The following is a 22187-nucleotide window of genomic DNA, read 5'->3' as shown; positions in this document are numbered from 1 at the left end:
CCACCAAGGGGCGGTTGCACCTGGCGCAGGAGCAGTCCCAGTGGGCGGCGCTGGCTGCGGCGCTGTGGGCCACCCCTGCCCCCGAGGACCACGATGCCGCCCCCGTCACGACGGGTGCCGTGGAGGAGGAGTCATGAAGGACAGCACGGAGTACCTGGATCGGCTGGAGTCGGATATTCAGGGACAGGGACACTCGAGTGCGGATCTGGAATGGGCCCGTGATGCGTACTTCCGGCTCCTCCTCTCCAGAGTGAAGTCCTCGCCGGCGCAGGGGGAGGTCCGCCGGGCCGCGTCCTCGGCGCGCGAAGCCGGCCAATCCATGGCCGAGGCACACGGCACTTCCGGGGCGTGGGCCGAATCCGTGGCCCGGGGGTGGGCATCTGCGGCGCCCGAACGCTTCGCCTCATCCCGTGGACCTTCCGAACCGTCGTGGAGCCTACGGTCGGCCGTCTGGGGTATTCCCGCCCTCGCGGCGGCGTTCGCGGCAGCCTTCGCCATGGTGGGCCTCATCCCAGGGTGGGGGCCGGACCAAGTGGTCTTGGGTTGGGTGCTCCTGCCCGGGCTGCTCGCCGTGCCCGTGGTTGCAGTGCACGCTGTCTACAGTTCCGCCCTGGGCCGATTCGGCAACACCCGCGCCGTGGCGATGGCCGTGGTCTGCACGGTCATCACGGCGCTGGCCATCGCCTGGACCGTGACCCGGGCGCTGACCGCACCCCTACCCCCGGGGGTGGCATGGGATTGGCTGGCCCTGGCCGGCTACGCGATGCTGGCGGTCCTCGCGTGGAAGGTGGCCACGTTGGTCCCCGGCAGCCGGGCCGGCGAGTCATCGGCTGTCCAGATCCGTGTCCACGAGGCGCGGAGCCCCGTGGGCGACCTCCCGTGGGAACGTCAATTCCGCGCCGCGCTGTACCGGCGGGGAATACGCCGGGACCGTGACGTGGAACGAGCTGTCCAGGAGGCGCTGAGCCAGGCCAGGGCCACCGGCCGCCTGGCGGTGGAGGAGTTCGGCTCCCCCTGGGACTACGCGCTGTCCCTGGCCGAGGACCCGGTGGTGTCTCCCCGCCGGACCACTCTGTTCTATGCAGCCTTGACGGTGCTGTGGGCTGGCCTCTCCGTATCCCATCTCGTTGATCCCACCTCGGAGACCACGTGGGGGGATGTGCTCTTCCGCGGGACGGCGGTGGTGCTCCTGGCGGTCGCCACGGCCCTCCGTGCCCGCGAGTGGCGGCGATCGGCCCGCCTCTCGGCAGAGCGGAAGGGTTGATGGGTGTGCGGATGCCGTGGCGCACATGCCTTTGAACGCGAGGGCAACTGACCCCACCCGGGGGTCGACACGCTGGAACCTCCGTAGACTCGCACCGTGACCCCGCTCGACCGCGCTCCCGACCGCACCCCCGTCCCCGCCGGCACCGGCCTGACCCTGGAGGACACGGCTCGCCAGCCGTCCCCGGGTGCCGGTGACCTGCCCGCCGTGCACACCACCCGGGCGGCATTCAAGGCCGCGCTCGCGGAGAGGGTGCGGGTCGCCGTCGCCGCCGGAGTGCCTGAGCCCACCGTGGGGCTGATCCCGACCATGGGCGCGCTGCACGGTGGCCATGCGGCCCTGGTCCGGCAGGCCCTCGAGGAGAACGACATCGTCATCGCCTCGGTGTTCGTCAACCCCCTGCAGTTCGGTGATCCGTCCGACCTGGAGAACTATCCGCGCACCTTGGAGGCGGACCGGGCGATCCTGGGTGCCGAGGGCTGCGAGCTGGTCTTCGCCCCGGACCTGCACCAGATGTACCCCGGCTATCCGGACGCACCCATGGTCACCGTCACCGCGGGCCACATGGGCGAGGTCCTCGAGGGGGCCGCCCGCCCGGGGCACTTCGACGGCGTCTGCACCGTCGTCGCGAAGCTCTGGCATGCCGCGATGCCGCCCGCCCCCGCGCGCCTGCGCAGCTACTTCGGGCAGAAGGACGCCCAGCAGCTGGCCGTCCTGCGACGGATGCGGGTGGACCTGGACTTCGATCTCGAGATCCGCCCGGTCCCGCTGGTCCGCTCGCCGGAGGGCCTCGCGCTCTCCAGCCGGAACACCCGGCTGTCCGCCTCGGGGCTGGAGGCTGCCCTCGTGCTGCACCGCGCCCTGGAATCCCTGCGCCTTGCCGCCGACGCCGGCCGTCCCCTCGGTCTGGAGGCGGCCCGCACGCTGGTCCGGGGCGAGCCCCTGGCGGACCTGGACTATCTGGAGATCGTGGACCACTCGACCCTGGAGCCCCTGAGCTCCGAGCAGCTCGCCGTCCCGCTGGAGAATGAGGCGCTGGCCCTGGTGGCCGCCACCGTCGAATCGGTCCGGCTCATCGACAACATGATCCTGCCGGCCACCCGGCGGTAGGCCGGGGCGGGCCGGCAACCGCTCCGGCTGAACGCTCCGTATGACTGGTCCGACTGGCGCCGATTGACCGGTCCGACTGACCGGTCGGCGCACCACTGCCCTTGAAAGTCGGGCGCCGGACGTGTTTAGGGTGCAGCATGACGATGAATGAGACCGCACACGGCGAGAAGAAGCAGACTGTCACCCGGACCATCGAGGCCCCGGCCAAGGACATCTTCCAGATCCTGACCCTGCCAGCCCGGCATCAGGAGTTCGATGGCTCCGACATGGTGCGCGCAGATGAGAAGTCCCAGCGCATCCAGCAGGTCGGCGACACGTTCGTCATGAACATGCACGCCGAGTCCCAGGGCGGCGACTACCAGCGGGAGAACCACGTGGTGGCCTATGACGAGAACAAGCTCGTGGGCTGGAAGCCGGGCCCCGTCGGCGGGGAGCCGGGTGGCTGGCAGTGGGTGTACCAGCTGGAACCGGTGGACCAGGACACCACGGAGGTCTCCCTGACCTACGACTGGTCCCAGGTGACCGACCAGGAGCTGCTGGCCAAGAACATCTTCCCCGCCATCAGCTCCGACCAGATGGACCAGTCCCTGGCCCGCCTGCAGTCGCTCGTCTGAGTCGGGGCCCTTCGCCGCTAGGATCGGTGGACATGCCCGGCCCTTCCTAGGAGCATCCGTGACTGAAACCACCCCATCCCCGCAGCCCAGCGCCCGCGAGGACCTGTACCGGCACGTCAACGGTGCCTGGCTGCAGTCCAACTCGATCCCGGCGGACCAGGGTGCCTACGGGGCGTTCATGGAGTTGCGGGACGCCTCGGAGCTGGCCGTGCGGCACATCGCAGAGGACGCGGCCGCGCACTTCTGGTCCGGCCCGGGCGCGGGGCGTGAGTCCGGTCCCTTCACCGCGGGACATGACGACGACGGCGCTCGCCGCCGGATCGGCGCCCTCTACGCGTCCTTCATGGATGAATCCGGAGTGGAGGAGCGCGGCCTCGAGCCGATCGTCGCCGACCTGGCCCAGATCGAGGGCGTGTCCACCCCGGAGGAATTCATCCACCTCTCCGGACAGCTGCAGCGCGCCGGCATCAGCGGGCTGATCGGCACGGGCTCCCTGAATGACGCCGGGAACCCCGAGCGCATGCTGCTGCACCTGATCCAGGACGGCCTTGGACTGCCGGACGAGTCCTACTACCGCGAGGAGAAGTTCGCGGAGCTGGTCACGGACTACCGCCAGCACGTGGACAACTTGTTCATGCTCGCCGGCATCGGCGGGGACCGCGACGAGGCCGAGCGGGACGCGGACCGGGTGGTGGACCTGGAGACCAAGATCGCCGCCGCCCACTGGGACGTCGTCAAGGTCCGTGACGCCGTGGCCCGGTACAACCTCCTGGACCGGACCGCCTTGCTGAAGGCCTTCCCGCTGGCCGAGCGCTGGCTCGAGGGTGTCGGCGCCACGGGTGGCCGCAGCGCCGAGGTCGTCGCCTGGCAGCCGGACTTCCTGGCCGCGATGCAGACGCTGCTCGTGGAGGAGGACCTGGGCACCTGGAAGCGGTGGTTGCAGCTCCAGCTGCTCCGGTCCGCCGCGCCCTACCTGACCGAGGCCTTCGTCAACGAGAACTTCGAGTTCTACGGCCGCAAGATCGCCGGCACCGAGGAGGTCCGTCCCCGTTGGAAGCGAGGCGTCGCCTTCGTGAACGGTGCCGTGGGCGAGGATGTCGGCCGGCTGTATGTGGCCAAGCACTTCCCGGCCGGCCACCAAGCCGCCATGGACGGCCTCATCTCCGCCCTCATCGAGGCCTACCGCCGGTCGATCAGCACCCTCGACTGGATGGGGGAGGACACCCGCCAGAAGGCCCTGGAGAAGCTATCCATGTTCAAGCCCATGGTGGGGTTCCCCGTGAAGTGGATCGACTACTCGTCCCTGGCCGTGGACCCGGAGAACCTCATCGCCAACGTCCGGGCCGCCAACGCGTTCGAGTTCGAACGCGACCTCGCCAAGATCGAGACGGGGCCGGACCCGGAGGAATGGCACATGACCCCGCAGACGGTCAATGCCTATTACTCCCCGCTGGAGAACGCGATCGTGTTCCCCGCCGCCATCCTCCAGCCCCCGTTCTTCGACCCGAACCGGCTGGCAGCGGAGAACTTCGGGGCCATCGGCGCGGTCATCGGCCATGAGATCGGTCACGGCTTCGACGACCAGGGCTCCCAGTACGCCGGGGACGGCTCCCTGCAGAACTGGTGGACCGACGCCGACCGCGCGGCCTTCGAGGAACGCACCACCCGGCTCGTCGGCCAGTACGAGGCGCTGAGTCCCGCTGAGGCCCCCGAGCACCAGGTCAACGGCGAGCTCACGCTCGGCGAGAACATCGGCGACCTGGGCGGACTCGGCATCGCCTCCCAGGCGCTGGGTATCTGGCGCGAGGAAAACCCCGGTGAGGGCAGCGCGGGCGGCACCGACGCTGACCGGGACGGGACCGGCTCCGAAGGACTTCCGAACACCGACGGGCCCGCCGAGCGGGCCGACGCCGACGAGGCCTCGCGCGAGCAGGATCGGGCGTTCTTCGCCTCCTGGGCCGAGTGCTGGCGCCAGCTGACCCGCACGGAGACCGCGATCACGCGCATCACCTCGGACCCGCACTCGCCCAACGAGTTCCGCTGCAACCAGGTGGTGAAGAACCTGGACGCGTTCCACGAGGCCTACGGTACCGAACCCGGTGATGCGATGTGGCTGGATCCGGAGGATCGCGTCACCATCTGGTGACGCGCAGGTGGTGACGCGCAGGCGCGTCAATTGGCGTCCTGCCGGGGGCACGTAGACTGGATGACCGTGACCACCGAGAAGACTCCGCCTCCCACGAACCCCGCCTCCAGTGCCGACCAGCGGCAGGTGCGCCAAGACAAGCGCGCCGAGATCCTGGCAGCCGGCGGCGAGGCCTATCCGGTCTCCGTCGGGCGCACCCACTCCCTGCAGCAGGTCCGGGAGGCCTACCCCGACCTCGAGCCGGGCACAGAGACGGGAGACACGGTCGGTGTTGCCGGCCGCGTGGTGTTCCTGCGGAACACCGGCAAGCTGTGCTTCGCCACCTTGCAGGAAGGCGGCGACGGCGGTGAGGGCGTCCGCCTGCAGGTCATGGTCTCCCTGGCGAACGTCGGCGAGGACTCCCTCGCGGACTGGAAACACCTCGTGGATCTCGGCGACCACCTGGCCGTGAGCGGCGAGGTCATCGCCTCGCGCCGCGGCGAGCTGTCCATCATGGCCGACTCCTGGCAGATGGCCTCCAAGGCCCTGCGGCCGTTGCCCGTGCTGCACGCCGAACTCAATGAGGAGACCCGCGTCCGCCAGCGCTATGCGGACCTGATCGTGCGGCCCGAGGCCCGGAAGATGGTGCACACCCGCGCCGCCATCATCCGCTCGATCCGCCACACCCTGGAAGCGCGCGAGTACGTCGAGGTCGAGACTCCCGTCCTGCAGCTCGTCCACGGCGGCGCGCACGCGCGCCCGTTCGAGACGCACCTGAACGCCTTCGGCCAGGACATGACACTGCGCATCGCCACGGAGCTCTACCTCAAGCGGGCCGTGGTCGGTGGGATCGACCGCGTGTTCGAGATCGGCCGCGTCTTCCGCAACGAGGGCGTGGACTCCACGCACTCACCCGAGTTCACCATGCTCGAGTCCTACGAGGCCTGGGCGGACATGTACTCCATGGCGGACCGCATGAAGGAGATGATCCTGAACGCGGCGGACGCCGTGGGCGCTGGCCGGACCGTCGAGACGCCGAACGGCACGGCGGACCTGGACGGCGAGTGGGCCTGGGTGGAGGTGTACCCGGGGTTGTCCGAGGCCGTGGGCCGAGAGATCACGCCGGAGACCCCCGTGGAACAGCTGCGAGCCGTGGCCGAGGAGCACCAGGTGTCCTTCGACCCCTTCTGGGACGCGGAGAAGATGATCCTCGAGCTGTTCGGGGAGATCGTCGAGCCCACGCTGGTGAACCCCACCTTCGTCTACAACTACCCGCCCGCCGCACAGCCGCTGGCCCGCCCGCACCGGGACCAGCCGGGTGTCATCGAGGCCTGGGACCTGATCATCGGTGGAATGGAGCGTGGCACCGCGTTCTCCGAGCTGATCGACCCGGTCATCCAGCGCGAGCGGCTCGTGGAGCAGTCCCGGGCCTCCGCCGCCGGTGACGACGAGGCCATGCAGTTCGACGAGGACTTCCTGCGGGCCCTCGAGTACGGGGCCCCGCCCATGGGCGGTATCGGTCTCGGCATCGACCGGCTCGTCATGCTCTTCACCGGTGCCGGGATCAGGGAGACCATCCTGTTCCCCCTGCTCAAGCCAGAGGTCACCGGGGTCGGTCACTGATGGCAAGTTTCTGGGATTACTTCTCCGTCCTGGCCCCCTCCGTGGGTCTGGCCCTGATCTTCTGGCTCGTCATGCGCTCGGTGTTCCGAGTGGACACCGGGGAACGCCAGGCCAAGGCGGAGCTCGAGGAGCGCGAGGCGCAGGAGTGGGCTCGCCAGCGTACAGCCCCGGGCTCAGCAGGAGACTCAGCAGCAGACCGGCAGAACAGTTCAGATCACGTCGACGGAGTCGATCGGCTCGCAGGCCCCGATCGGCTCGACGGACGCGCTCAGCCTCCCCGCGACTGAACCTCCCGGTCCGTGCGGGCTGCCGGGCGTGGCAGGGATCCGGCTCCTGGTCCAGGGAAAGCGGATACCCGGAAGGACAACGCCATTCCGGTGCCGATGGCACGGGAATACGTTCACTCCTTGATCAGTGAATTGACCCGTGAATGCCCTGTCTCCTCAGGGTGAAAGAAGCCGATGAGGTTCTTTGCTGTTCGGAAACATCACGCATTCTGAACCTGTGAGTTCGCATGGAATAATCGGGCGCAAGCGCTTCTGAGTTGAACGTTTCTTATCTTCTCCGCAATACTCGGTATTCGGATCAAGATGAGTGGATCAGATTCCAGATTGCCGATGCATTGTCCGTGAATCACCGCGGCCGATTGAACGGATGCTGGAGAGCGAAAAGCAGAACACCTAGGGGGAGTCTTGGCACAGAAAGTGGAAGTGGTCTTGGTTGACGATCTGGACGGAACACCAGCCGAAGAGACCGTTCAGTTCTCCTTGGACGGGCGTCACTATGAAATCGACCTGTCGGCGGATCACGCCAAGGAATTGCGCACGACCCTGAAGGGGTACATCCGCAAGGCCCGCGCCGTGGCACCACCGGCCCCCGCCAATGAGGCGGCGAGGATCCGTGAATGGGCCGCGGACAACGGCTACGAGGTCTCCCGCCGGGGACGGCTGCACCGGGACATCGTCGAGGCCTACCGGAACGCCAAGAAGTAGTCGGTGGCGCGGGAGGGCGGGCAACTCGGCTCCGGCCCCGCGCTGCACCCACGCCCCTTCGGGCGGCTGTTCTCCCAGTGGCGAACAGCCGCCCGAAGTCGTCTTGCGGTGCGTAGCATCGACACCACAGTCAGCAAGGAGTGTGCCCCATGTTTGAGAGATTCACGGACCGTGCCCGGCGGGTGGTGGTGCTCGCGCAGGAAGAAGCGCGGATGCTCAACCACAGCTACATCGGTACCGAGCACATCCTGCTCGGTCTGATCCACGAAGGCGAAGGAGTGGCCGCCAAGGCCCTCGAGTCGCTCAACATCTCCCTGGGCGCCGTGCGCGAGCAGGTCCAGGAAATCATCGGTCAGGGCCAGCAGACCCCGTCCGGCCACATCCCCTTCACGCCGCGGGCGAAGAAGGTCCTGGAGCTCTCCCTGCGCGAGGCCCTCCAGCTGGGCCACAACTACATCGGCACCGAGCACATCCTGCTGGGGCTGATTCGCGAGGGCGAGGGCGTGGCCGCTCAGGTGCTGGTGAAGCTCGGCGCTGACCTGAACCGGGTCCGCCAGACCGTCATCCAGCTGCTGTCCGGTTACCAGGGTGGTGCCGGCGGCAAGGAGACCGCAGGAGCCGGCGTCTCCGCCGGCGGCCAGTCCGAGGGCGCCCCGGCAGGGTCGGTGGTCTTGGACCAGTTCGGCCGCAACCTGACGGCCGCGGCCCGCGAGGGCAAACTGGACCCGGTCATCGGGCGTGCCCTGGAGATGGAGCGGGTCATGCAGGTGCTGTCCCGCCGCACCAAGAACAACCCCGTGCTCATCGGTGAGCCCGGCGTCGGCAAGACCGCCGTGGTCGAGGGACTGGCCCAGGCCATCGTCCGCAACGATGTCCCGGAAACCCTGATGGACAAGCAGCTGTACACGCTGGATCTCGGCTCGTTGGTGGCTGGTTCGCGCTACCGCGGTGACTTCGAGGAGCGCCTGAAGAAGGTGCTCAAGGAGATCCGCACCCGCGGGGACATCATCCTGTTCATCGACGAGATCCACACCCTCGTGGGTGCAGGCGCCGCCGAGGGTGCCATCGATGCCGCGTCGATCCTGAAGCCGATGCTGGCCCGCGGCGAGCTGCAGACCATCGGTGCGACCACCCTGGACGAGTACCGCAAGCACATCGAGAAGGATGCCGCGCTGGAGCGTCGCTTCCAACCGATCCAGGTCAACGAGCCCTCCGTCGAGGAGACCACCGAGATCCTCAGGGGGCTGCGTGACCGCTACGAGGCACACCACCGCGTCTCGATCACGGACGAGGCCCTGAAGTCGGCCGCCACCCTGGCTGACCGGTATGTCTCGGACCGGTTCCTGCCGGACAAGGCCATCGACCTGATCGACGAGGCTGGGGCACGGCTTCGCATCAAGCGGATGACCACGCCGCCGGAGATCAAGGAGTTCGAGGCCAGGATCGCCGAGGTCCGCGCCGAGAAGGAGGCCGCCATCGACGGCCAGGACTTCGAGGGTGCCGCCAACCTGCGCGACCAGGAGCAGAAGCTCACGGACGAGCGCAACCAGAAGGAAGAGGAATGGCGGACCTCCGTCACCGAGGGCATCGCCGAGGTGGACGACGATCTCATCGCCGAGGTGCTCTCCACCTCCACGGGCATCCCGGTCTTCAAGCTCACTGAGGAGGAGACCGACCGCCTGCGCAACATGGAGGCCGAACTCCACCAGCGGGTCATCGGCCAGAACGAGGCCATCAAGTCGCTGTCCCAGGCGATCCGCCGCACCCGTGCGGGACTGAAGGATCCGAATCGGCCCTCCGGCTCGTTCATCTTCGCCGGGCCCACGGGCGTCGGCAAGACCGAGTTGGCGAAGGCCCTGGCCGAGTTCCTGTTCGGTGACGAGGAAGCCCTCATCACGCTGGACATGTCCGAGTTCCAGGAGAAGCACACCGTCTCCCGTCTCTTCGGTGCCCCTCCCGGCTATGTGGGCTACGAGGAAGGCGGACAGCTGACGGAGAAGGTCCGCCGCCGCCCGTTCTCCGTGGTGCTGTTCGACGAGGTGGAGAAGGCCCACGCGGACCTGTTCAACTCCCTGTTGCAGATCCTGGAGGACGGCCGTCTGACCGATTCCCAGGGCCGTGTGGTGGACTTCAAGAACACCGTGATCATCATGACCACGAACCTCGGCACCAAGGACATCTCCAAGGGCGTCATGACGGGCTTCCAGTCCGCCGCGGACACCCAGACCGGCTACGACCGGATGAAGGGCAAGGTCCAGGAGGAGCTGCGTCAGCACTTCCGGCCGGAGTTCCTCAACCGCGTGGACGACGTGATCGTCTTCCCGCAGCTGTCCAAGGGCGAGATCGTGCAGATCGTGGACCTGTTCATCGCGCGCCTGCAGAAGCGCCTGGACGAGCAGGATCTCACCATCAGCGTGTCCACCCCGGCCAAGGAGTTCCTGGCCAATCGGGGTTACGATCCGGCCATGGGCGCCCGCCCGTTGCGCCGCACCATCCAGCACCTCGTGGAGGACCAGCTCTCCGAGCGGATCCTCTTCGGGGAGATCACGCCCGGTTCCGCCATCAGCGTGGGTCTGGAAGGGGAGGCGGAGACGGCCAAGCTCACCTTCACCATCGCTCACCAACCGGAGGCCCTGGAAGCGGCTCCGGAACACCCGGAGATCGAGGCCTCGACCACCGGGCAGTAAGAGCTGGCCCCGCCGTCAGTCCGGACCCCGGCGTGACGGCAGCTGATGTTGAGAGGACCCGCCCCGTCAAGGGCGGGTCCTCTGCCGTTGGGGGCTGATACCGCTGGCGGAGTCCTACACTGAACCGATGGACTCCACTGAACTCGTCATCCGGCCCGCGCGGACTCGGGACGTCCATGCCATCCGCGCCCTCGTGGAGCCGCTGGCCCGTGAACGCGTGCTGCTGCAGAAGGAGGCCGTGGCCTATTACGAGGCCATCCAGGAGTTCATGGTGGCCGAGGCTCCGGATGGCACCCTGGCGGGATTCGGCGCCCTCCATGTGATCTGGGAGGACATCGCCGAGGTGCGCACGCTGGCCACCTCCAGCGAATGGCGTGGGCACGGGGTGGGTCACCGCATCCTGGACCGGCTGCTGGAGCGGGCCCGCGCGCTGGGGGTGTCCCGGGTGTTCTGCCTGACGTTCGAGGTCGACTTCTTCAGCCGCCACGGATTCGAGGTCATGGCAGACCAGTCGGTCGTCGACCCGGAGGTCTACTCCGAGCTGCTGCGCTCCCAGGACGAGGGCGTGGCCGAGTTCCTGGACCTGGCCCGGGTGAAGCCCAACACCCTCGGCAACACCCGCATGATCATCTCCCTGTAGCCACAGCTCGGGGTGGCGTGTTTGACTGCAGGGGCAAGGGTCGGCAGGTGCCGGCCGTTCACCGTAGCGAGGAGGAGACCATGGGTACCGGAGATCGCTTTGAGAACAAGGCCGACGAGGTCAAGGGCCAGGCCAAGCAGGGTCTGGGCGACGCGACGGACAACGACCGTCTGAAGAACGAGGGCCGGGCCGATGAGGCCAAGGCCGGTGTCAAGGACAAGGTCGAGGACGTCAAGGACGCTGCCAAGGACCTCTTCGGCGGAAACAAGAACAACTGATCAACTGACCAACGCTGTCGCCGGAGTCACCGGCCGCCATCCCGGCGGCAGGGGCGGGTTCCGGCACCGGACGGCCCGGGGGCCCTCAGCCAGGCAGGCTGAGCATGGCCTCCGGGCCGTTGCCGTTCCGGACGGCCAATCCGTCTGACACCAGGCCGTCCACGCACCGCTCGTACTGGGCGGCCTCGGGGCGATGCGCGCCCAAGGTGCCGGCCGATGTCGTGAGTGCGGGAAGTGCGGAGAGTGCCACCGAGCCGCGGTCGCGGAGCAGGGCCATGACGGCGCCACGCACCTGGCGGTCGGTGCCGGCCCAGGCCTGGCCCGTGGGCTTGTAGTGCGGCTCCGGCATGCCGGCCACCCGCCAGGCGCAGAGGTCGGCCACCGGGCAGAGCTCGCACTGGGGGGAGCGGGCCGTGCAGATCAGCGCCCCCAGTTCCATCACCGCGGCATTCCACCGGCAGGCCTGCTCCGGGTCCTCGGGCATGAGGTCCCGGGCCAGGGCCATCTCAGCGGTGGTCAGGGATTTCTCCGGCAGCGCGCGGCCGGAGACCATCCTGGCGTGTACCCGGCGGATGTTGGTGTCCACCACCACCTCCGGCTGATCGAAGGCGAAGCAGGCGACGGCGGCGGCCGTGTACGCGCCGACGCCGGGCAGGGCAAGGAGTTGGTCGACACGGTCCGGCACCCGATTCCCGTGGGAGCCGGCGATCTCCGCGGCCGCAGCCTGGAGACGGAGGGCTCGGCGTGGATATCCCAGACGGCCCCAGGCGCGGATGACCTCGCCCGCAGGCTCTGCGGCCAGATCCCGCGGCGTGGGCCAGCGCTCCATCCAGGCCGTCCAGACGGGCAGCACCCGCACCACGGGGGTCTGCTGCAGCATGATCTCACTGACGAGGACACCCCACGGGCTGCACTCCGGATGACGCCACGGCAGATCCCGTGCGTGGGCGGAGAACCAGTCGTTGATCCGGTGGTGAAGGGTGGACGTGATCACCGGCGCAGACATGCCGTCTACTGTAGTGCGCCGGCCGATCATCGGCGTGGCCAGTCCGGGACCGGCCACCGCAGTCCTTAGGCTGGAGGCATGCCCGGTGAGCCCCGAAACAACGACCTGCTGCGACCGCAATCGAGCGCGGTGTACCGCCGTCGCCGGCTGGTCGCCCTGGTGCTGCTCGTGGTCGTCCTGGCGATCGTGGTGGGGCTGGTCTGGTGGCTTGTCTCGCTCTTCAGGCCGGCCGCCGGCGAGGACGCCCCCGCGCCGACGTCGTCCCCGAGCGTGGCCGCCACCCCCTCCGGCGAGGCCGCGGCCTCGCCGGAGGCGTCCGCCACGGGAACCGCGCCAGAATCCGGCGCCACCGACGGGGCCGGTGATGACCCATCGGCCTCGCCCTCGGCCTCCGGTGAGGCCGCGGCCTCGGGCAATTGCCCGCCCGGGGACATCGTGATCTCCGCCGCCACGGACCAGCCGACCTACGGGGACGGGGAGGAGCCGGTTCTGGAGTTGCGCGTGGACAACACGGGTGAGGAGCCCTGCGAGGCGAACCTCGGCACCACGCAGCAGGTGTTCACGGTGTACTCCGGCTCGGACCGGATCTTCTCCACGGAGGACTGCCAGGTGGACGGCCAGGACGCCCTGGTGGAGATCTCCCCGGATGAGCAGGAGCGTGCCCGGTTCACCTGGCCGCGCGTGCGCTCCGCCGAGGACTGCGGCGAGACCACCACGGAACCCCGCAGCGGCACCTACCGCCTCGAGGTGTCCCTGGGAGAGCTCAAGGCCCAGCCGGTGACGTTCAACCTGCAGTAACCGCGGTCAGAAGGCTGGTGGATCAGAAGGCTGGTGGATCAGAAGGCTGGTGGATCAGGAGGCCCAGTCCTTCATGGTCTCCAGGGCCTCCGTCAGCGTGCGGACCTCGGCCACGGCCACGCCGTCCGGCAACTCACCCAGCGGTTCGGGGGACTTCGGCACCACGGCGCGGCGGAAACCCAACCGGGCGGCCTCCCGGATGCGCCGTCCGATGCCGGGCACGGGGCGGACCTCTCCGGCCAGTCCCAATTCCCCGAAGGCGATCAGGCCCTTGGGCACCACCGCATTGAGCTTGGCGCTCGCGATGGCCAGTGCGGCCGCCAGGTCAGAGGCCGGCTCCGTCAGCCGCACCCCGCCCACGGTGGCCACGTAACAGTCGTCCTGGTTCAGGGGGAATCCCGCACGGCGCTGCAGGACGGCCAGGATCATGTTGATGCGCGCCGAGTCCAGCCCGCTGACCGTCCGGCGGGGGCTGCCCTGCCCGGACGGCGTCAGCAGGGACTGGACTTCGGCCACCAGGGGCCGCCGGCCCTCCAGGGTCACCGTCACGCAGGTGCCCTCCACGGGGTTCAGGGTCCCGGACAGGAACAGTCCGGAGGGGTCCTCCAGGGAGACGATGCCGGCGTCCCCCAAGTCGAAGCACCCCACCTCGTCCGTCGGCCCATAGCGGTTCTTCACGGCCCGGACCAGGCGCAGGCGTGAGTGCCGTTCACCCTCGAACTGGCAGACCACGTCCACCAGGTGCTCCAGCAGGCGGGGACCGGCGATGGAACCGTCCTTGGTCACGTGGCCCACGAGCACGGTGGTCATGTTCCGGCTCTTGGCCTCGTTGATCAGGCTGGCCGCCACCTCGCGCACCTGGGTGACGCCTCCGGCGGTGCCGTCCACGGACTGGGACTGCAGGGTCTGGACGGAGTCCACGATCAGCAGGTCCGGCTCGGCCTTCTCGATCTGGCCCAGGGCCCGGCCGAGATCCGTCTCGGCGGCCAGGAACAGGGTGTCGGCGACGGCGCCGATCCGGTCGGCACGCAGCCGCACCTGGGCCGCGGACTCCTCCCCGGTCACGTACAGGACGGACCGCGTGGAACCCTCCGGACGCCGGTGCCGGGCCACCTTGGCGGCCACGTCCAGCAGCAGGGTGGATTTGCCGATGCCGGGCTCGCCGGCCATCAACACCACCGCGCCCGGAACCAGTCCGCCGCCGAGCACCCGGTCCAGTTCGGACACCCCGGTGGTGTGGAAGCGGGCCTGTGAGGCGTCGATCTCACCGATCGGCACGGCCGGAGTCGCGACCGTGGCGGCGGGGGTCCGGCCGGACGAGGCGTCCGCGCCGGACTCGGTCACCGTGCCCCAGGCCTGGCACTCGCCGCACCGACCCACCCACTTGGCGGTCGTCCACCCGCACTCGCTGCAGCGGTAGCCGGGGTTCGCTCGTCTACTGGTCTTCGTCGCCATGGACCAAGGCTAGTGCCGCGCACGGACACGCTACGCGCCGGCCGGTTCAGGGGCCGACTGAGCGCCGAAATCAGAGGCGCGGCAGGTACCCGACGGCCTCGTCGTGGGAGGAGCCGGTGGCCTCGATGAGGTCGACCATCATGGGGCGCAGCAGCATGACGAGTGCCTCGGCGTGCAGTGTGGTGGCGCCCAGTTCGGCTGGATCGAGCCGCGCGGCCGCCCCGCCGAGGGCGCCCCGGGCCACGGAGAGTGACTTGTGCCGGCCGGCCGCCGCCGGCTCCCCCAGGGACCGGCCCAGGATCCCGACGGCGTCCGCGGCCTCATCGAACCAGTCCGCCAGCAACCCGGTCCCCTCGTCGTCCAGGGCGCCGTTGTCGATCACGCTGATGACGCGGCGGGCGACGATGCGCATGCTCCGCACCGCCAGGTCGGACATCTCCACGGTGTGGGCCGTCTCGTCCAGCTCGGGGCGCGCGCGGCGCTTGGTTGGGGAGAAGGTGGCCAGTTCGCGGGCGTTCCTGACGTCCTTGCGCAGGTTCTCCACGGCGGTCTGCGTGCCGCGGCAGGCCACCAGACCCATCCACGCGGTCCGGGACTCATGGGAGCGCAGCGCCTCCGAGCAGTCGCGCAGGGCGCGCGTGAGGGTCCCGTAGAGGTCACGCAGGCCTGTGGCGGACTCCTTGCGCAGGTCCTTCGGCATCAGCAGGGTCACCAGGAGGGCGATGAAACCGCCGACGACGGCGTCCTGGCTGCGCGTGAACGGCCCACCCTGCGCGGCGGGCAGGAGCACCACCAGGATGGACTGGAGGCTCATCTGCAGGGTGAAGGTGGCGCTGGAGTCGATGAACCGGGCCACCAGGATGGAGGTGAAGACCACGAGCATCGCCTGCCAGTAGCCCTGGCCCAGCACGGCCTGCATGAGGTCGCCGATGAGGATGCCCAGGGTGCAGCCGATGGCCACTTCGAGGACCTTGCGGACCTTGGGGTCCCGGTTGAAGCCGAGGGCGATGAGGGACGCGGTGGCGGCGAAGAGGGGATCCTCGTGGCCCAGCACGACCTCGGCGAACACGTAGGACAGCACGGCACAGATGGCGCTGAAGGCGGCCGGGACCAGCGCCGAGGTGACCCGGGAGGCGCCTGAGCGTGCCCGGCGGGTGGCGAAGGACCACGTGCGGGTCCACCACTGCCGTGCCTTCGTCACCGTTCTCGTCCAGGAGGAGCCGGACGCGGGCTGCTGCTCCATGCCGACTAGCTTAGGCCGGACCAGCCGGCGCGGCGGACGATCGACCAGGGCCGGCACCGTCGTCAGGGGACCGCCGAGGAGTCCTGGCGGGACACGGAGGTGGACCACGACGGCGTGAGATTACTCACGCCGTCCAGGAAATGGCCGCAGGACGGGAGCACTTCCGCGCCGTTGCTGGCCTGACCGCCCACCGTGCCCCCGGTGCCGGCGGGGTGCCGGGGACTCGTTAAGCTCGCGTTAATCTTGCACCGCCCCTCGCGTCACCTTGCCCCCATACCTTTCTGGTGGATCGAGGCCATCGGCATCCCTGCCCTGCTTCGTCAGTTGCCACTCGGACAAGCAGTGGTGACGGCCTCGCCTGCACTGTCATCGAACTCGAAAGAGGCATATTCGTGAAGGCTCTTCGCATCGGGCGCTACGCCGCCGTCCTGTCTGTCGCCGCTCTGGCCCTGACCGCCTGCGGTGGCAACGGTGGCTCCACCGAGTCCTCCGCTCCGGCCGGCTCCGAGTCGGGTGCCCCGGCCGAGGTCTCGGGCACCCTGATCGGTGGTGGCGCCTCCTCACAGGAGTCCGCCATGACCGCCTGGACCAACGGTGTCACCGAGGTCCACCCGGACCTGACCGTCCAGTACGACCCGGTGGGCTCCGGCTCCGGCCGCGAGGGCTTCCTGGCCGGCCAGTACTCCTTCGCCGGCTCCGACGCCGCCATGGACGAAGAGGAGATGGCCTCCGCCGAGGAGGTCTGCGGCCCGGAGGGCGTCTTCCACGTCCCGTCCTACATCTCCCCGGTCGCCGTTGCCTTCAACCTCGAGGGTGTCGACGAGGTCAACATGGACGCCGAGACCATCGCCCAGGTCTTCACCGGCGAGATCACCACCTGGAACGACCCGGCGATCGCCGACCAGAACCCGGATGCCGAGCTGCCGGACACCGACATCACCGTGGTGCACCGTGCCGATGACTCCGGCACCACCGAGAACTTCACCGACTACCTGACGGCCGCGGCTCCGGAGTCCTGGACCTACGACGTCGTCGAGACCTGGCCCTCTGAGATCACCGCCGAGTCCGCCCAGCAGACCTCCGGTGTCGTCTCCCTGGCCCAGTCCACCGACGGTGCCATCACCTATGCCGATGCCTCCCAGATCGGCGAGCTCGGAACCGTGGCCGTCCAGGTCGGCGAGGAGTACGTGCCGTACTCCGCCGATGCTGCTGCCGCCGCCGTCGAGAAGGCTGCGCCAGGCGAGGCCGGTGCCGTCGAGCTCGACCGCACCACCACCGAGGCCGGCGTCTACCCGATCGTGCTGGTCTCCTACCACATCTTCTGCAACCAGTACCAGGACCAGGAGACCGCTGACATGGCCAAGGCCTTCGGCGAGTATGTGGTGTCCGAGGAGGGCCAGGCCGCTGCCGAGTCCTCCGCGGGCAACGCTCCGATCTCCGAGGCCACCCGCGAAGCCGCTCTGGAGTCCATCCAGGCCATCTCCGTCCAGGGTTGATCCTCGCCGGTTCCGGCCGGTGCTGATCGGCCTCTCGGCCCAGCCGCCGACCCTCTCAAGTAGGGTCGGCGGCTGTGCCATGCTTGACACGCTATCCATTCCTGAGATGTGGACTCCGGGTCCGCACCACGAACTCCGAGGGGAGTCACCGTGACTGAAACAGCCACTGAGCCGGCGAAGAAGTCGTCGCTCACGGCGTCGCGCGGCGGTGCCGCAGGGGACAAGGTCTTCTCCGGCCTGGCCCTCGCGGCCGGCGTCGTCATCCTGATGGTCCTGGCGTTCGTCGCGATCTTCCTGGTGGTCGAATCCCTGCCGGCCCTGTGGCCGGAGATCTTCTCCGATGAGGAGAGCATCGAGAGCGCAGACACGTTCTGGCAGTACGTCTGGCCGCTCATGGCCGGCACGCTGATCGCCTCGATCATCGCCATCCTGCTGGCCACCCCGGTGGCGGTGGGGATCGCGCTCTACATCTCGCACTACGCCCCCAAGTCGGTGGCGACCCCGGTCGGCTACATCATCGATCTGCTGGCGGCCATCCCGTCCGTGGTCTTCGGCGCGTGGGGCATGACCACGCTGGCCGGCGGTGTGGTGCCCATCTACAAGTGGCTGCACGAGTACCTGGGCTGGATCCCGCTGTTCGGCGGCGATGCCGGCAACACCGGCCGTGCCCTGTTGACGTCCGCGATCGTGCTGGCCGTGATGATCCTGCCGATCATCACCTCCCTCTGCCGCGAGATCTTCATCCAGACCCCCAAGCTGCACGAGGAAGCCGCCCTGGCGCTCGGTGCCACCCGCTGGGAGATGATCAGGATGACCGTCTTCCCGTTCGCCCGCGCTGGAATCATCTCCTCGATCATGCTGGGTCTGGGCCGAGCCCTCGGCGAGACCATGGCCGTCACCCTGGTGCTCTCCCCGGGCATCTTCTCCTGGAGCATCATCACCTCCGGGCGGAACGCGACCATCCCGTCTGAGATCGCCCTGAACTTCCCCGAGGCCTTCGGCATGCGCCAGTCCGAGCTGATCGCAGCCGGCCTGATGCTGTTCATCATCACCCTCGTGGTCAACATGATCGCGCGCTGGATCGTCAACCGGCACAAGGAATTCTCGGGAGCGAACTGATGACCACCTCAACTGACACCACCCAGCGGGGAAATGCCCCGCAGCCGGGCGGAACCAGGAAGAACTCCCTGACCGCCGGCCAGATGCCGCGCTGGACCTGGATCGCCGTCGCCGTCGGTGCGCTGGTCCTCGCCGCCGGCCTCACGTCCCTGCTGGGCGGCGGCTCCTTCAGCTGGACCGGCTGGCTGATCTTCGCCGCGGTCCTCTACATCGTCGGCATGTACGTCACCACCTACGTCATCGAGAACAAGCGCCGTGCCACGGACGGCATCTGGCGCAACCTCGTGTGGTCCGCCTTCATCCTGGCCCTCATCCCGCTGATCTCCGTGATCTGGACCGTGTTCGCCAACGGTCTGCCCACCCTGCTGGCCAACCCCCAGCTGCTGTGGACGGACATGGACGGCGTGACCGGTGCGGATGACATCTCGACTCAGAATGAGGGCGCCTCCCTACAGGGCGGCTTCCTGCACGGTCTGGCCGGCACCCTGATGATCACGCTGATGGCCACGATCATCTCGGTTCCGATCGGCCTGCTGACGTCGATCTACCTGGTGGAGTACAGCCGGGGTGGCTGGTTCTCCCGCTCCATCGTGTTCTTCGTGGACGTCATGACCGGCATCCCCTCGATCGTGGCCGGCCTGTTCGCGTTCGCCCTGGTGGAACTGTTCATCACCACGTTCATCGGGGAGTCACCGCGGCACGTGCAGATGATCAAGATGGGCCTGACGGCGGCCATCGCCCTGTCCGTGCTGATGATCCCCGTGGTGGTCCGCTCCACCGAGGAGATGCTCCGAGTGGTTCCGAACGAGCTCCGGGAGGCGTCCTACGCCCTCGGCGTGCGCAAGTGGCGGACCATCTTCAAGGTCGTGCTCCCCACGGCCATGTCCGGCATCGCCTCCGGCATCACCCTGGCCATCGCCCGTGTCACGGGCGAGACGGCACCGATCCTGGTGACCGCGGGCTATGCGGCGGCGACCAATTGGAATCCGTTCGGCGAGTGGATGACGGCCCTGCCGGTGTTCATCTACCGCCAGCTGATGAACCCGACCGCACCGGCCGCCGGCATGCCCTCGGCAGACCGTGCCTGGGCCGCGGCCCTGGTCCTGATCGTCATCGTGATGCTGCTGAACCTGGCCGCACGCATCATCGCCAAGGCGTTCGCGCCGAAGAACTCCGGCCGCTGAGCCGAGCAGAGACGAAAGACAGAGGAATCCACATGTCAAAGCGCATCGAAGCCATTGACCTCAACGTCTACTACGGCAACTTCCTGGCTGTGGAAGGCGTCAACATCAACATCGAACCGCGGTCCGTCACCGCGTTCATCGGCCCCTCTGGCTGCGGCAAGACCACCTTCCTGCGGACCATCAACCGCATGCACGAGGTGCTCCCCGGGGCACGCGCCGAGGGGCGGCTGCTCCTGGACGGCGAGGACGTCTACGCCTCGGGCGTGGACCCGGTCACCGTACGCACCCAGGTGGGCATGGTCTTCCAGCGCCCGAACCCCTTCCCCACCATGTCCATCCGGGACAACATCCTGGCCGGCCACAAGCTGAACGGCGCCCGGATGTCCCGCTCGGAGGCGGACGGGATCGTGGAGAAGTCCCTGCGCGGCGCCAACCTCTGGAACGAGGTCAAGGACCGTCTGGACAAGCCCGGCTCCGGCCTGTCCGGCGGCCAGCAGCAGCGCCTGTGCATCGCCCGCTCCATTGCCGTGGAGCCGGATGTGATCCTCATGGACGAGCCCTGCTCCGCCCTGGACCCGATCTCCACCCTGGCGATCGAGGACCTGATCAACGAGCTGAAGAACGAGTTCACCGTGGTGATCGTGACGCACAACATGCAGCAGGCCGCTCGCGTGGCGGACAAGACGGCGTTCTTCAACATCGCCGGCACCGGCAAGCCGGGCAAGCTCATCGAGTACGACGAGACCTCCGTCATCTTCAACAACCCGGCCAACAAGCAGACCGAGGACTACGTCTCCGGCCGCTTCGGCTGATCGTCGCCGGCCGGGGCGTCCCCGGCCGGGCTCACCTCAGAACAGCGGGCTGGCGGCTGCGGCGAGGATGAGCGCCACGGCCGCGGGCACCACCAGGCTCGCGAACCAGTAGCCGATCACCCGCTGGACCTGCTGCCAGCGGACCGCGGTGTAGCGCTGGTTCTGGCCGGCGCCGAGGATGGTCGCCGCCGCGGCGTGCGTGGAGGACAACGGCAGGTGGAGGGCGAACGAGCCCACGAACAGCAGCCCGGCGCTGACGGTCGAGGCCACCGCGGAGCGCAGCGGGTCCAGGTGCACGAGCTTCTCCGTGAGGGTGTGGGCCACTCGCCACCCGCCGAACAGCGTGCCGATGGCCAGGGTGAGACCGGCTGCCACCGGAACCCACCAGCCCATGGCATCGGGCCGGCCGATGGCGGTCAGGGCGATGGCGATCATGAAGGTCATGCGCTGGCCGGACTGCACGCCGTGGCCGAGGGCGTTGGCGGCTCCGGTGATCGCCAGCCCCATGCGGGCGGTGTGGTTGACCGTGCCGGGTGCGGCATCGCGGGCCACCCAGGTGGCCGGGGTGACGAGGATCCAGGACAGGAAGCTCCCCAGCAACGGGGTCAGCAGCAGCCCCACCAGCATCGCGGTGACCAGCACGGGGGACCAGATCCCCTCGAAGGACGCGTCACCGGTCACGGTCAGGGCCACGCCAGCCCCGACGAGACCGGCGATGAGGGCATGCGTCATGGACACGGGCAGGCCGCGCTGCCAGGCGAACCACCCCCACGCGATCGCCACGGCCAGGGCGACGACGGCCATCAGCAGACCCGGTCCGCCGCTGGGGATGGCCGGAGGGAGCTCCTGCCACACGGCGGTCAGCAGGCCACCGGACAGGACGCCGCCGCCGAGGTTCATCACGGCGGCCAGGAGCAGGGCCACCCCGGGAGTGAGGGCCCGGCTGCGGACGGGCAGGGCGATGGCGTTGGGGGCATCCCGCATGCCGTTGAGCAGCCCGTACCCGACGGTGAGGGCGAGGACCAGGCACAGCAGGACCAGAACGAGGGGGGACACGTCCGTCAGGACTCCTGCACCAGGACACTGCCGACGTGGACGGTGATCTGCCGGACGGCGAGGATGGCGGCATCCACGGCGTGCGCTGCCTCCCGCTGCCGGTTGTAGCTGCGCTGCAGCAGGTCGCCGGTCATCCCGGAGACCCATTCGACCATGACGCGCTCGGCGCGCTTCGAATTGCGCTGGAGCTGGATCCAGGTCTCCTCGAGGGCGTCGAGGGTCCGGAACTGGGCCGTGGCCTCCTGGAGTAGTTCGGCCTGCCGGCCGAGGGTCTCCAGGATGTCCATGGCCTCGGCGGGCAGCCGGTACTGCTCGGTGGAGACGATGAGCAGTCCGGCGTTGCAGACCTTCTCCACGGCGTTGTTGAGCCCGTCCGCCATCAGGTAGAGGTCCTGGCGCGGCAGGGGGGTGATGAAGGAACTCCGCAGGCTGGTGAGCAGAGCCATGTGGCGGACGCTGGACTCGCTGTCGATCTCGGACAGGCGGGTGCTGACCTCCTCAGCGGCGGCCGTGGAGGAGCCCATCAACTGGGCGACCTGGTGCACGGCGGCGCCCAGACCATCCGCCAGGGCCGCGAGGTGTTCGAGGCTGGCGGTGTCCGGGGCGAGGAGGGAGGACAGTGAGAGGTTCATCAAAGAAGAGGGTATCCCGCGAGAGGGGGCAGTGCCGGACCGGGAACGCCTCT

General features: G+C 68.8%; 21 protein-coding genes. 16 read left to right on the top strand and 5 right to left on the bottom strand.

The genetic code is table 11. The annotated features are described in order from the left end of the window. The first annotated feature begins 14 nt into the window (after positions 1-14). The 11 genes from ACFFIO_RS10625 (at position 15) to ACFFIO_RS10575 (ending at position 11333) form a co-directional block, all read left to right on the top strand. Positions 15-137 (top strand): hypothetical protein, encoded by a 123-nt coding sequence (locus tag ACFFIO_RS10625; protein WP_378041662.1) that lies wholly within the window; start codon positions 15-17, stop codon positions 135-137. After that, positions 134-1264 (top strand): hypothetical protein, encoded by a 1131-nt coding sequence (locus tag ACFFIO_RS10620; protein ID WP_378041660.1) that lies wholly within the window; start codon positions 134-136, stop codon positions 1262-1264. The genes ACFFIO_RS10625 and ACFFIO_RS10620 overlap by 4 nt, the downstream gene beginning before the upstream one ends. 96 nt (positions 1265-1360) lie before the next feature. Further along, on the top strand, positions 1361-2374 hold the full coding sequence (gene panC, locus ACFFIO_RS10615; protein ID WP_378041658.1) for a pantoate--beta-alanine ligase: 1014 nt from the start codon (positions 1361-1363) through the stop codon (positions 2372-2374). A gap of 143 nt (positions 2375-2517) precedes the next feature. Continuing rightward, a complete protein-coding gene (locus ACFFIO_RS10610) occupies positions 2518-2988 on the top strand; it encodes an SRPBCC family protein (protein WP_373286688.1) in 471 nt (156 codons plus the stop codon). Positions 2989-3046: 58 nt separating this feature from the next. Continuing rightward, a complete protein-coding gene (locus tag ACFFIO_RS10605; RefSeq protein WP_378041656.1) occupies positions 3047-5134 on the top strand; it encodes a M13 family metallopeptidase in 2088 nt (695 codons plus the stop codon). Positions 5135-5194: 60 nt separating this feature from the next. Then, positions 5195-6736, top strand: a complete 1542-nt coding sequence (lysS, locus tag ACFFIO_RS10600; protein ID WP_378041654.1) for a lysine--tRNA ligase — start codon at positions 5195-5197, stop codon at positions 6734-6736. Then, positions 6736-7023 (top strand): hypothetical protein, encoded by a 288-nt coding sequence (locus ACFFIO_RS10595; RefSeq protein ID WP_378041652.1) that lies wholly within the window; start codon positions 6736-6738, stop codon positions 7021-7023. Before lysS ends, ACFFIO_RS10595 begins: the two co-directional genes overlap by 1 nt. 405 nt (positions 7024-7428) lie before the next feature. After that, positions 7429-7728 (top strand): histone-like nucleoid-structuring protein Lsr2, encoded by a 300-nt coding sequence (locus ACFFIO_RS10590; protein ID WP_378041650.1) that lies wholly within the window; start codon positions 7429-7431, stop codon positions 7726-7728. A 149-nt stretch (positions 7729-7877) separates the two neighbouring features. Next, on the top strand, positions 7878-10415 hold the full coding sequence (locus tag ACFFIO_RS10585; protein WP_378041648.1) for an ATP-dependent Clp protease ATP-binding subunit: 2538 nt from the start codon (positions 7878-7880) through the stop codon (positions 10413-10415). A gap of 127 nt (positions 10416-10542) precedes the next feature. Beyond that, entirely contained in the window at positions 10543-11055 is a 513-nt protein-coding gene (locus ACFFIO_RS10580) for an amino-acid N-acetyltransferase (protein ID WP_378041646.1), read from the top strand. Positions 11056-11135: 80 nt separating this feature from the next. Continuing rightward, complete coding sequence (locus ACFFIO_RS10575) at positions 11136-11333, top strand: CsbD family protein (RefSeq protein ID WP_378041644.1); 198 nt, start codon at positions 11136-11138, stop codon at positions 11331-11333. Positions 11334-11418: 85 nt separating this feature from the next. Here ACFFIO_RS10575 and ACFFIO_RS10570 read toward each other — a convergent pair whose 3' ends face one another. Then, positions 11419-12339: an iron-sulfur binding domain-containing protein gene (locus ACFFIO_RS10570; RefSeq protein ID WP_378041643.1), complete on the bottom strand. Its 921-nt coding sequence runs from the start codon at positions 12337-12339 to the stop codon at positions 11419-11421. Between the two features lie 78 nt (positions 12340-12417). Here ACFFIO_RS10570 and ACFFIO_RS10565 point away from each other — a divergent pair, with 78 nt between their 5' ends. After that, positions 12418-13137, top strand: a complete 720-nt coding sequence (locus ACFFIO_RS10565) for a hypothetical protein (RefSeq protein ID WP_378041641.1) — start codon at positions 12418-12420, stop codon at positions 13135-13137. Between the two features lie 54 nt (positions 13138-13191). On the opposite strand, the gene radA is transcribed toward ACFFIO_RS10565, so the two are convergent. Both radA and ACFFIO_RS10555 read right to left on the bottom strand, forming a co-directional pair. Then, positions 13192-14592, bottom strand: a complete 1401-nt coding sequence (radA, locus tag ACFFIO_RS10560) for a DNA repair protein RadA (protein ID WP_378041639.1) — start codon at positions 14590-14592, stop codon at positions 13192-13194. Positions 14593-14662: 70 nt separating this feature from the next. Then, the gene (locus ACFFIO_RS10555) at positions 14663-15835 is read right to left on the bottom strand and encodes an FUSC family protein (RefSeq protein WP_378041637.1); all 1173 of its coding nucleotides are present in this window, start codon (positions 15833-15835) and stop codon (positions 14663-14665) included. Positions 15836-16227: 392 nt separating this feature from the next. On the opposite strand from ACFFIO_RS10555, the gene pstS reads away from it, so the two are divergent. The 4 genes from pstS (at position 16228) to pstB (ending at position 20446) form a co-directional block, all read left to right on the top strand. Continuing rightward, complete coding sequence (gene pstS / locus ACFFIO_RS10550) at positions 16228-17331, top strand: phosphate ABC transporter substrate-binding protein PstS (RefSeq protein ID WP_378041635.1); 1104 nt, start codon at positions 16228-16230, stop codon at positions 17329-17331. A gap of 150 nt (positions 17332-17481) precedes the next feature. Beyond that, the gene (gene pstC / locus ACFFIO_RS10545; RefSeq protein WP_378041633.1) at positions 17482-18450 is read left to right on the top strand and encodes a phosphate ABC transporter permease subunit PstC; all 969 of its coding nucleotides are present in this window, start codon (positions 17482-17484) and stop codon (positions 18448-18450) included. After that, positions 18450-19634, top strand: coding sequence for a phosphate ABC transporter permease PstA (gene pstA, locus ACFFIO_RS10540; protein ID WP_378041631.1), 1185 nt, complete (start codon positions 18450-18452; stop codon positions 19632-19634). The genes pstC and pstA overlap by 1 nt, the downstream gene beginning before the upstream one ends. Positions 19635-19666: 32 nt before the next feature. Further along, positions 19667-20446: a phosphate ABC transporter ATP-binding protein PstB gene (gene pstB / locus ACFFIO_RS10535; protein WP_159553339.1), complete on the top strand. Its 780-nt coding sequence runs from the start codon at positions 19667-19669 to the stop codon at positions 20444-20446. Positions 20447-20482: 36 nt separating this feature from the next. Here the strand turns inward: pstB and ACFFIO_RS10530 are convergent, their stop codons facing one another. Both ACFFIO_RS10530 and ACFFIO_RS10525 read right to left on the bottom strand, forming a co-directional pair. Further along, positions 20483-21502, bottom strand: coding sequence for an inorganic phosphate transporter (locus ACFFIO_RS10530; RefSeq protein WP_378041630.1), 1020 nt, complete (start codon positions 21500-21502; stop codon positions 20483-20485). 5 nt (positions 21503-21507) lie between these two features. Continuing rightward, entirely contained in the window at positions 21508-22134 is a 627-nt protein-coding gene (locus ACFFIO_RS10525; protein ID WP_378041628.1) for a hypothetical protein, read from the bottom strand. Positions 22135-22187: the final 53 nt, after the last annotated feature.

Origin of the sequence: Citricoccus parietis (assembly GCF_042433045.1) — a bacterium.
Classification (GTDB): domain Bacteria; phylum Actinomycetota; class Actinomycetes; order Actinomycetales; family Micrococcaceae; genus Citricoccus; species Citricoccus parietis.
Note: the sequence above shows the minus strand (reverse complement) of the source record. Positions and strands in the feature narration are given on the sequence as shown.

What these genes read in the sequence shown, in the direction of transcription:
- ACFFIO_RS10620 (WP_378041660.1), top strand. Translation starts at nt 134, where the DNA reads ATGAAGGACAGCACGGAGTACCTGGATCGGCTGGAGTCGGATATTCAG.
- ACFFIO_RS10610 (WP_373286688.1), top strand. Translation starts at nt 2,518, where the DNA reads ATGAATGAGACCGCACACGGCGAGAAGAAGCAGACTGTCACCCGGACC.
- lysS (WP_378041654.1), top strand. Translation starts at nt 5,195, where the DNA reads ATGACCGTGACCACCGAGAAGACTCCGCCTCCCACGAACCCCGCCTCC.
- ACFFIO_RS10595 (WP_378041652.1), top strand. Translation starts at nt 6,736, where the DNA reads ATGGCAAGTTTCTGGGATTACTTCTCCGTCCTGGCCCCCTCCGTGGGT.
- ACFFIO_RS10585 (WP_378041648.1), top strand. Translation starts at nt 7,878, where the DNA reads ATGTTTGAGAGATTCACGGACCGTGCCCGGCGGGTGGTGGTGCTCGCG.
- ACFFIO_RS10580 (WP_378041646.1), top strand. Translation starts at nt 10,543, where the DNA reads ATGGACTCCACTGAACTCGTCATCCGGCCCGCGCGGACTCGGGACGTC.
- ACFFIO_RS10575 (WP_378041644.1), top strand. Translation starts at nt 11,136, where the DNA reads ATGGGTACCGGAGATCGCTTTGAGAACAAGGCCGACGAGGTCAAGGGC.
- ACFFIO_RS10570 (WP_378041643.1), bottom strand. Translation starts at nt 12,339, where the DNA reads ATGTCTGCGCCGGTGATCACGTCCACCCTTCACCACCGGATCAACGAC.
- ACFFIO_RS10565 (WP_378041641.1), top strand. Translation starts at nt 12,418, where the DNA reads ATGCCCGGTGAGCCCCGAAACAACGACCTGCTGCGACCGCAATCGAGC.
- radA (WP_378041639.1), bottom strand. Translation starts at nt 14,592, where the DNA reads ATGGCGACGAAGACCAGTAGACGAGCGAACCCCGGCTACCGCTGCAGC.
- ACFFIO_RS10555 (WP_378041637.1), bottom strand. Translation starts at nt 15,835, where the DNA reads ATGGAGCAGCAGCCCGCGTCCGGCTCCTCCTGGACGAGAACGGTGACG.
- pstA (WP_378041631.1), top strand. Translation starts at nt 18,450, where the DNA reads ATGACCACCTCAACTGACACCACCCAGCGGGGAAATGCCCCGCAGCCG.
- pstB (WP_159553339.1), top strand. Translation starts at nt 19,667, where the DNA reads ATGTCAAAGCGCATCGAAGCCATTGACCTCAACGTCTACTACGGCAAC.
- ACFFIO_RS10525 (WP_378041628.1), bottom strand. Translation starts at nt 22,134, where the DNA reads ATGAACCTCTCACTGTCCTCCCTCCTCGCCCCGGACACCGCCAGCCTC.